This is a genomic window from Nocardia sp. NPDC127606, from assembly GCF_042671725.1.
Lineage (GTDB): Bacteria > Actinomycetota > Actinomycetes > Mycobacteriales > Mycobacteriaceae > Nocardia.
The window spans coordinates 86,933-96,684 of record NZ_JBHXWQ010000001.1; the positions used below are offsets into that span (position 1 = coordinate 86,933).

At 68.5% G+C, this 9,752-nt stretch carries 6 protein-coding genes; 5 read left to right on the top strand and 1 reads right to left on the bottom strand.

Going from position 1 to position 9,752, the window contains the following annotated elements; translation table 11 throughout:
- Positions 1-46: 46 nt before the first annotated feature.
- Together ACFVJ5_RS00455 and ACFVJ5_RS00460 are read left to right on the top strand one after the other, a co-directional pair.
- On the top strand, positions 47-1,627 hold the full coding sequence (locus tag ACFVJ5_RS00455) for a PfaD family polyunsaturated fatty acid/polyketide biosynthesis protein (RefSeq protein WP_379217661.1): 1,581 nt from the start codon (positions 47-49) through the stop codon (positions 1,625-1,627).
- Entirely contained in the window at positions 1,624-3,423 is a 1,800-nt protein-coding gene (locus ACFVJ5_RS00460) for an AMP-dependent synthetase/ligase (RefSeq protein WP_379217663.1), read from the top strand. Before ACFVJ5_RS00455 ends, ACFVJ5_RS00460 begins: the two co-directional genes overlap by 4 nt.
- On the opposite strand, the gene ACFVJ5_RS00465 is transcribed toward ACFVJ5_RS00460, so the two are convergent.
- The gene (locus ACFVJ5_RS00465) at positions 3,420-3,890 is read right to left on the bottom strand and encodes a PaaI family thioesterase (RefSeq protein ID WP_379217665.1); all 471 of its coding nucleotides are present in this window, start codon (positions 3,888-3,890) and stop codon (positions 3,420-3,422) included. The two genes, ACFVJ5_RS00460 and ACFVJ5_RS00465, sit on opposite strands and share 4 nt — an antisense overlap.
- Before the next feature lie 274 nt (positions 3,891-4,164).
- Between ACFVJ5_RS00465 and ACFVJ5_RS00470 the strand changes: the two genes are divergently transcribed.
- From ACFVJ5_RS00470 to ACFVJ5_RS00480, 3 genes are all read left to right on the top strand, one after another.
- Entirely contained in the window at positions 4,165-5,367 is a 1,203-nt protein-coding gene (locus ACFVJ5_RS00470) for an NAD(P)/FAD-dependent oxidoreductase (RefSeq protein ID WP_379217667.1), read from the top strand.
- Positions 5,354-5,965, top strand: coding sequence for a GDSL-type esterase/lipase family protein (locus ACFVJ5_RS00475; protein ID WP_379217669.1), 612 nt, complete (start codon positions 5,354-5,356; stop codon positions 5,963-5,965). Before ACFVJ5_RS00470 ends, ACFVJ5_RS00475 begins: the two co-directional genes overlap by 14 nt.
- 23 nt (positions 5,966-5,988) lie before the next feature.
- On the top strand, positions 5,989-9,752 hold a 3,764-nt coding region (locus ACFVJ5_RS00480), incomplete at its 3' end, for a beta-ketoacyl synthase N-terminal-like domain-containing protein (RefSeq protein WP_379219735.1).

The following is a 9,752-nucleotide window of genomic DNA, read 5'->3' on the forward strand; positions in this document are numbered from 1 at the left end:
TCTCGATAGCGACCTCTGCCCTCGGGCTCTCAGAAGGATTGGCACAGTGACGATTTCCCTTGCACCCTCGGCGCTCGCCAGGGACGACAACTCCATCTACCGTGCGCTGTCGGAATTGGACAAGCCGGTGTTCGTGGTCCGTGACGATCGCGGTGTCGCGGTGACCACCGACGCCGCCACCGCTCGCGGTGCGCAAGTGCTGGCAGCGGCTCCGGCGCTGCGGCCGGAAACGCTGGGCAACACCGAGTTCCGGCAGACCCACGGCGTGAACTTCGCCTACCACGCCGGTGCGATGGCCAACGGGATCGCCTCGGCCGCGATGGTGGTCGCGATGGCGCGCGCCGGTTTGCTCGCCTCGTTCGGCGCCGCCGGTGTGCTGCCCGCCCGGATCGACGAGGCCCTGGCCACGATCGGGCGTGAGGCGCCGGGAAAACCCTTCGCCTGCAACCTGATCCACAGCCCCAGCGAGAACGCGCTGGAGCGCGCGATCGTCGACGCGTGCCTGCGCCACGAGGTGCGCTGCGTGGAGGCCTCGGCCTTCCTCGACCTGACCCCGCAGGTGGTGCGCTACCGGCTGGCCGGCTTGCACCGTGACCCGAACGGTCAGGTGATCGCCCGAAACCGGGTGATCGCCAAGGTGTCTCGCGCCGAGGTGGCCGAGCTGTTCCTGCGCCCGGCGCCGGAGCATCTGGTGCGCGGCCTGCTCGACGCGGGGGAGATCACCGCCGAGCAGGCGCAGCTGGCGGCATCGGTGCCGATGGCCGACGACATCACCGGCGAGGCGGACTCCGGTGGCCACACCGACCGCCGTCCGCTGGTGGTGCTGCTGCCGTCGCTGCTGGCGGTGCGCGAACGGATCCAGCGCGAATACGGGTTCGCCCAGCGGGTCCGGGTCGGCGCGGCCGGCGGCATCGGGACGCCGGTGGCCGCCGCGGCCGCCTTCGCGATGGGCGCCTCCTACGTGGTCACCGGATCGGTCAATCAGGCCACTGTCGAAGCGGCGCAGTCGGAGACGGCGAAGCGGCTGCTGGCCGCGGCGGGCGTCGCCGACACCACCATGGCGCCCTCGTCGGACATGTTCGAACTCGGCGTCGACGTGCAGGTGCTGCAACGCGGCACGATGTTCGCGAGCCGCGCACGGCGGCTGTACGACACCTATCGACGCTACGACGGCATCGAGGCGATCCCCGCCGCCGAACGCGCCGAGATCGAGCAGCGGATCCTGGCCCGCTCCTTCGACGAGGTGTGGAACGACTGCCTCGGCTACTTCCGTGAGCGCGACCCCGAGCAGATCGCGCGCGCCGAGGGGAACCCGAAACGCCGGATGGCACTGATCTTCCGGTGGTACCTGGGCCGGTCGTCCGGCTGGAGCACGGCCGCGACACCCGAGCGCACCCTCGACTATCAGATCTGGTGCGGGCCCGCGATGGGCGCGTTCAACGACTGGGTGGCGGGCACCTACCTGGCCGCACCGGCGCACCGCCATGTCGCCGAGGTCGGGCTGCAGATCATGCACGGTGCGGCGTTCGCCACCCGCGTGAGTCAGCTGCGCGCGGCGGGCGTGCGGCTGCCGGGTCGCTGCTCGACCTATGTTCCGGCTCCGCTGACCAGCATCGAGTCACGATGAGTAGCGCGGTGCAAGGAGACAGCGCCGTGCAGGGGCTGCGGGTCGCGCAGGAATACAGTGTCGCGCCACTGGTCACCATGGCCGATGACGACAACTTGGCCAACGTGGTGTTCGGCAAGGCCGCGGCCGACCCGTCGGCCGTTGTGTTCAGTCGTAAGACGGCCGAGGGCTGGCTCGACGTCGACTACGACGAGTTCGCGCGGCTCGTTCTCGGACTCGCGAAAGGCTTGTTGGCCAACGGGATCGGCGCGGGCGATCGGGTGCTGATCCTCGGCGGTACCAGTTTCGAGTGGTCGGCGGCGGACTTCGCCGTGCTGAGCGTGGGCGCGGTGGCGGTTCCGGTGTATCCGACGTCGTCGGCCGAGCAGATCCAGCACATCGTGGCCGATGCCCGTCCCAGCGCGTGTTTCGTGGAGACGATCGAACAGTGCGAGCTGATCGGTGCGGCCGCGGGGGATCTGTGCGGCCGGGCTTGGCTGCTCGGTTCGTCGTTGCCGGCGCTGATCGAGCAGGGCGAAGCGAACACCGACGCCGAGGCCACCGAGCGTCGGCTGGCGGTGCGCGCCGATGATGTCGCGACGATCGTCTACACCAGCGGCACGACGGGCGTCCCCAAGGGCTGCCTGCTGACGCACCGCAACATCTTCGCCGCCGCGGCCAACGTGGTCGAACTCCTCGACACCGTATTCCGCCGCACCCCAGCCGATCCCGCGTCGACGCTGCTGTTCCTCCCGCTCGCGCACGTGTACGGGCGGGTCGTGCAGTTCGGCTGTGTATGGGCCGGGGTCCGTACGGGATTGGTCGCCACTCCCGCGCAACTGCCCGCCGAACTGCCGATCTTTCGGCCGACGTTCCTGATCGGCGTCCCGTACGTCCTGGAGAAGATCCGCAAGGCCGCGCGCCAGGCGCTCGGCGGTGATCGGTACGACGCCGCGGAGGCGGCGGCGATCGCGGTCGGCCAGGCGCGCAGGCGCGGTCAGCAGCCTCCGGCGAGCGCGGTGATCGACGCGGAGATCGGCAAGCAGTGGCGGGGCATGCTCGGCGGCCGGCTCGAGCACATGGTCGCCGGTGGCGCGTCGCTGGAACCGTCGACGGCGGACTTCTTCACCGGAATCGGTGTGGAGATCATCGGCGCGTACGGCCTGACGGAGGCGTCGTCGACGGTCAGTATGAGTGCGCCGCACGCCAATCGGGCCGGCGCGGTCGGCCGGCCGGTGCCCGGTACGACAGTCGCGATCGCCGACGACGGCGAGATCCTGGTCCGCGGCCCGCAGGTCTTCCCCGGGTACTGGCCCGACGGCGGCCACGCGGCCGAGAACTGGCTGGCCACCGGCGATCTCGGCCGGCTCGACGAGGACGGATTCCTGTTCATCACCGGTCGGCGCAAGGAGATCATCGTCACCAGCGGCGGCAAGAACGTGGCGCCGGCACCACTCGAAGACCGGGTTCGCCTGCACGCCTTGGTGAGCAACTGCATGCTCGTCGGTGAAGGCCGACCGTATGTGACCGCCCTGATCACCGTCGATCCGGTGGTGCTGGCTCGCTGGGCCGCGGAGCACGGAGTCGACGTGTCCGCCGGGATCCCGACCGAGGACACCCAGCTGCTCGCGGAGATCTCCGCCGGTGTCGAGGCGGCGAACCGGCTCGTCTCGCGTGCGGAGTCGATTCGCCGGTTCGCCGTTCTCGCGGAGGACTTCTCGATGGAGAAGGGGCAGCTGACAGCGTCGTTGCGGCTGCGTCGCGCGGCGATCGAAGCCGACTTCGGCGCCGTCATCGCCACGCTGTATCCGGACTAGGCCGCGCCCAGCCAGCAGAAGTACTCGAGATCCACCTTCGCGAGCAAGACGCCGCTGTCGTCGTGCAGCAGTGCCTTTCCGGTGATATCGAACTGCTCCTCGGTCCCGCGCCCGACCACGTCGGCCAGGATCGGGGAGCTCACCGTGCCGCTGGCGCGGACGCGGCCGCGGGCAGGCCGGAAGAAGGTGGCCTTGGTGCCGCGCAGCACGAAGGTCCGCACGTGCAGGATCCGCGGCGCGATGATGCCGGAAAACGCACCGGCACAGGCGACTTCGGCGGCGAGGAACAACGCGCCCGCGTGCACCGTGCCCAGGTGATTGCTCATCGCCGGCGCCTCGGGGATCTCGGCCACCGCCGAGCCGGGGCCCAGCTCGGTCATCCGCACGCCCACCAGGTTCACGAACGGGACGAGCGTGTCGACGGTCTTGCGGATCTGTTCGTAGTCCGGCGTCGCGGCACCGGTCATATTCGTCAGCCGAGCCTGCGCTGCGGCAATTCCGGGGGCCGGTTCATTTCCAGTTGGCATGCCCCAATTAGCCCATATCGAACCGTTTTTCGTGATGAACGGAAGTTGAATTCAACTATTCATCCGAGCTGCCGGACAGCTAATACTCGAAACCATTGTTCTGGAACACCTATTCATGTAATCCGTTTGGAAATCGGTACGCGGATCGAGTGGTTCGTCTCCGTAAAATCGCAACCGGGGCCATAAGCGTTTCATTTACTGAGGAGTCACCCTGATGTATGACGCGATTGTTGTCGGCGCGCGGTGCGCGGGTTCACCGGTCGGCATGTTGCTGGCGAGGCAGGGGCATCGAGTCCTGGTGGTGGACCGTGCCACCTTCCCCAGCGACACCGTCTCGACGCACTACATTCAGCAGCGCGGGCTGGCCCGGCTGGCCCAGTGGGGCCTGCTCGACAAGCTGATCGCCACCGGTGTGCCGGCGATCAAGCGCATGACGGTGTCCTACCTCGACATCGTCATCGCGGGCTTCGCCGATCCCATCCAGGGCATCGATGCCACCTACGCGCCGCGGCGCACCGAACTCGACGCGATCCTGGTCGAGGGCGCCAAGGACGCGGGTGCCGAAGTTCGCACCGGCTACACCGTCAGCGAACTGATCATCGAAGACGGCGTGGTCGTCGGTATTCGCGGTTCGGTAGCCGGTGGTGAGATCGCCGAGGAGCGGGCCCGCATCGTGATCGGCGCGGACGGCACCAACTCGTTCGTCGCCAACGCTGTCGGCGCCGAGACCTACACGAAGGTCGCGGCCGAGTGCTTCATCTACTACAGCTACTTCAGCGGCCTGTCGCAGACCGAGTTCCACAGCCGCATCGGCGACAAGCAGCAGATCGGCATCTGGCCGACCCACAACGACCAGACCCTCGTCGCGGTCATGCGCAAGATCGACACCTACTCCGATTTCCGCGCCGATGTCGAGGCCAACTTCGTGAAGGTCGCTCGCGAGATCCTGCCCGAGTTCGCCGAGGAACTGGTCACCAAGGGCAAGCGTGAGGACCGCTTCTACCCGATGCGGTATCCGGACAACTACCGCCGCCAGTCGCACGGCGAAGGCTGGGCACTGGTCGGGGACGCGGGCTACCACAAGGACCCGTTCACCGGGCTCGGCATCTCCGACGCGTTCGACTACGCGGCGCTGCTCGCCGAGCGGGTGCACGAGGGTCTGAGTGACCAGCGGCCGATGGCCGAGGCGCTGGCCGATTACCAGCGCGAGCGTGACGAGAAATCGCAGTCGGGGTTCGAATTCACCTGCACGATTTCCACGCTGGAGCTGACCCCGCAATTGCTGGCTGTTTTCCGTGCGCTGGAAAACAACGAAGAATACGCCAAGGACTTCTTCGCGATGGTCGGTGGCGGAATGACCGGCGAGGAATTCTTCGCGCCGGAACGCATCGCGAAATTGCTCGGTGCCAACGTATGAGCTGATGGTGCTCGGCGACAGTTTCGCGGAGGGGCGCGGCGGTTCGGTCAACGCCGACGGCTCCTTCGCGGGATTTGTCGCGCACGTCGAGCACCTGCTCGGAATTTCCGGCGCGACACTGAACCTCGGTTCCTACGGGGCCACCACGCAGGATGTCATCGACCGGCAGCTGCCGGTCGCCCTCGCCGCCGATGCTCCGATCGTCGGCGTGATCGTCGGCGGAAACGACCTGGTCACCGACTACGACTCGGATCGCTTCCGCCGCAACCTCCGTCAGATCTATGCCGGGCTGGCGCGCCCCGATCGGCTGGTGTTCACCACGAACTGGCCGAATATTCCCGACCGCCTGCCCGGCCTGCCCGAATCCGTCCGCACGGTGTTGCGGTCGCGATTCGCGCAAGCCAACGACTATCTCGACGACCTCGTCCACGAGTTCGATCTCGTGCGACTCGATTTGGTGAACGCACCCATCACCGCGGACCCGGTCATGTGGTCCCCGGACGGCATGCATCCGAGTCCGGCGGGCCATCAGCTCATCGGCACGGCGATGGCCGACCTCATCGACGAGGTACGGACTGTGCGAGTTTCGCAACTCTGAGCAGAAGACAAGGGATAGCAACCATGAACGACCACCTTCGGCACTCCGAAGACCCGGCCATGACGCGGCGACTAGCCGACAATCCGATCGCGATCGTCGGACTGAGCGGACTGTTCCCGATGGCCGCCAACTTCCGTGACTTCTGGCAGAACGTCGTCGACGCCGCGGACTGCATGTCCGATGTGCCGGCCACGCACTGGAACCTCGACGACTACTACGACGCCGATCCGACGGCGCCCGACAAGACCTACTGCCGCCGTGGCGGTTTCGTGCCCGAGATGCCGTTCAGCGTCACCGAGTTCGGGCTGCCGCCCAACCAGCTCGAGGTCACCACGGTCGTGCAGCTGCTGAGCCTGCTCGTCGCCCGTGACGTGCTCGCCGACGCGGGCGCGGTCGGATCGGACTGGTACCGGCCCGAGCGCACCGGTGTGGTCCTCGGCGTCGCCGGACCGACGACGCTGTCGCACCCGTTGGCCGCCCGGCTGTCGACGCCGGTGCTCAAGGAGGTCATTCGCAGCTGTGGGCTGACGCAGGCCGACGCCGAACAGATCGCGCAGAAGTACGCCGACGCCTTCCCGTCGTGGGAGGAGAACTCGTTCCCCGGTCTGCTGGGCAATGTGATCGCGGGCCGGGTCGCCAACCGCCTCGACCTCGGCGGCATGAACTGCACCGTCGACGCGGCGTGCGCCAGTTCGCTGTCGGCGGTCCACGTCGCGATCAGCGAGCTGGTGTCCGGTCGCGCCGACATGATGATCACCGGTGGCTGTGACACCGAGAACTCGATCTTCGGCTACCTGTGCTTCAGCAAGGTCGGGGCGCTGTCGCGGTCCGGTGTCATCAAGCCCCTCGACGACAGTGCCGACGGCACCCTGGTCGGCGAGGGCATCGGCATGATCGCCCTCAAGCGCCTTGCCGACGCCGAGCGCGACGGTGACCGGGTGTACGCGGTGATCAAGGGCATCGGGTCGTCGAGCGACGGGCGTTTCAAGAGCATCTACGCACCGCGCGCCGAGGGCCAGCAGGCCGCGTTGCACCGCGCCTACGAGGACGCGGACTGCTCGCCCGCCACGATCGGCCTGTTCGAGGCGCACGCCACCGGCACCCGCGTCGGCGATCAGACCGAGCTCGCCGCGTTGAACGCGGTGCTGCGCGAGGCCACCGACGAGACCGGCTACGCCGCGATCGGCAGCGTGAAATCCCAGATCGGCCACACCAAGGGCGCCGCCGGCGCGGCCAGCCTGATCAAGCTGGCGCTGGCGTTGCACCACAAGGTGCTGCCGCCGACGATCAACGTCACCGCACCCAACAAGGCGCTCGACGATTCCTCGCCGCTCTACATCAACACCAGGACCCGGCCGTGGATCCGCGATCCGCACCGGCCGCAGCGCCGCGCGGCCGCTTCGGCGATGGGCTTCGGCGGCACCAACTTTCACGCGATTCTCGAGGAAGCGGGCGACGACCGCGGACACGCGCCCACGATGCATCGCACCGCGCGGGTCCACCTGTGGCACGCCGCCTCGACGGCCGAACTGGCGAGCTTGCTGAGCTCGGACGCCGCCCCGAACGGTGACGCCGGGATTCCGGCCGAGCACGCCCGCGTCGGGTTCGTGGCGCGCGACGACGAGGAAGCGTCGGCACTGCGCGCACTGGCGGTGACCGAACTCGCCGGTGACGCCGACGAATGGACACATCCGCGCGGCATCGTCTTCCGTCGACGTGCCATGCCCGATCTGAAGATCGGCGCGCTGTTCGCCGGTCAGGGCAGCCAGTACGTGGACATGGGCCTGGCCGCGGTGCTGAACAACCCCACCGTCGCCACCGCCTTCGACGAGGCCAACGCCGTGTTCGCCGACGCCGCCCGGCCACCGGCCTCGGTGGTGTTCCCGGCGCCGGTGTTCGACCCGGAGTTGCGCAACGCCCAGGAGGCGACGTTGCGGCGCACCGAGTTCGCACAGCCCGCGATCGCGGCGCTGTCGGTGGGCCAGTACCGGTTCCTGTCCGAGCGCGGCCTGAGCTGCGAAGGGTTCATGGGCCACAGCTTCGGTGAGCTGACCGCGCTGTGGGCGGTGGGTTCGCTCGACGCCGTCGACTACTTCACCCTCGCCAGGGCGCGCGGTGCGGCGATGGCGATCGACACCGACGCCGACGCGGGCACGATGGCGGCGGTACAGGCCGACCGTGAACAGGTCAGCGCGATCCTCGCCGACCATCCCGATGTGAGCGTGTGCAACCACAACGCACCCGACCAGGTGGTGGTCGGTGGCGGCACCGCCGCCGTCGCGGCATTCGTCGCGGCGGGCCGGGCACAGGGGCTGACCGTACGAGAGTTGCCGGTGGCGGGCGCGTTCCACACCCGCTACGTCGCCCACGCGGTCGAGCCGTTCAAGGCCGCGGTGAAGAGCGTCGCCATTCGCGCCCCCAAGGCCAAGATCTACGCGAATTCCCGGGACGCCGAATACGGTGCGCGGGTCGCGACCAACCGTCGCGTGCTCACCGAGCAGCTGCTCGAAACCGTCGAGTTCGTGGCAGGTCTGCGGGCTATGCAGGCCGACGGCTGCAACGTGTTCGTCGAGTTCGGCCCCAAGGCCACGCTCACCTCGCTCGTGCGCCGGACGCTCGGCGCCGAAGTGATCGCCCTGTCCACCGATCAGGGCCCGACCGGCGACAGCGATGTGGCGCTCAAGAAGGCGGCGCTGCACCTGGCGGTGCTCGGTGCGCCGATCGTCGACATCCACCGCCACGACGCCGCACCGTTCGCGGTGCCGGAGGCGCCCGGCATGGTGGTGCGGCTCAACGGCCGCGATTTCGTGCCGGAATCCCGTAAGGAGCTCTACCGCAAGGGAATCGAGGAGCAAGTCGTGTTGGAAGCTGTCACGCAGGCGCGCGAGGCCGCCGAAGCCGATGCCGCGGCACAGGCGCAGGTGGTCGCTCGAGCGCACGCCGCCGAGCAGGAGCGAATCACCGCCGATTCCTACGCCGCCGCACAGGCCGAGGCCGCGCGAACGCACGCCCCCACGCGGGAACTGGTGAGCGCCGAAGCCCCGGCCGCCGCGCCGGTCCGGGCGGGTTCCACCGTCGCAAGTCAGACCGCGACCGGATACGACGCGGCTGCTCAGCAGCACCTCGACATCCACAGCCGATACGCGCAGGGTCAACTCGAGGTCGCCGAAGGGCTGGTCTCGGTCTTGCGCGACGCGCAGCGGACGGGCGGCGCCGATGACCGCCTGCACGCGACCGTGCACGCCATCAAGGAACAGAGCCTGGCGATCGGCCGTACCCATGTCCGGGTCAACGAGATCCTCGCCTCGCTGTCCGGCCTCGAACTCGGATCCCCGGCGCCGACCGTCGACGTCGCGACCACGAACGGGACGAACGGCTTCCACGCCGAACTCCCCGTCGGCAACGGAAACGGCAGCCACACCCACGCGGCGGCGCTGCTCGACCATCGGGCGGCCCCGCATCCCTCGGCACCGAACGCTCAATCACCTGCTCCACAACGGAATACGGCACCGTCGCCGATCCACGATCCCCAGCCGACGCGAGCGGCGGACGTGGCCTCGGCACGCCAGACGGCCGACGTCGAGACCCTGCCCCAGACCACGGCGCCCGGTGCCCTCGCGGTGAGTGAGACCCCGGTGCTCGACGCCGACGCGGTGTGGTCGGTGTTGTCGCAGGTGGTTTCGGAGAAGACCGGTTACCCGACGGAGATGTTGGCGTTGTCGCTGGATCTGGAAGCCGATCTCGGTGTGGATTCGATCAAGCGGGTTCAGATCATGGGTGCGGTCGG

Coding starts and splice junctions, on each gene's coding strand:
- ACFVJ5_RS00460 (WP_379217663.1), top strand. CDS start 1,624: ATGAGTAGCGCGGTGCAAGGAGACAGCGCCGTGCAGGGGCTGCGGGTC.
- ACFVJ5_RS00465 (WP_379217665.1), bottom strand. CDS start 3,890: ATGACCGGTGCCGCGACGCCGGACTACGAACAGATCCGCAAGACCGTC.
- ACFVJ5_RS00470 (WP_379217667.1), top strand. CDS start 4,165: ATGTATGACGCGATTGTTGTCGGCGCGCGGTGCGCGGGTTCACCGGTC.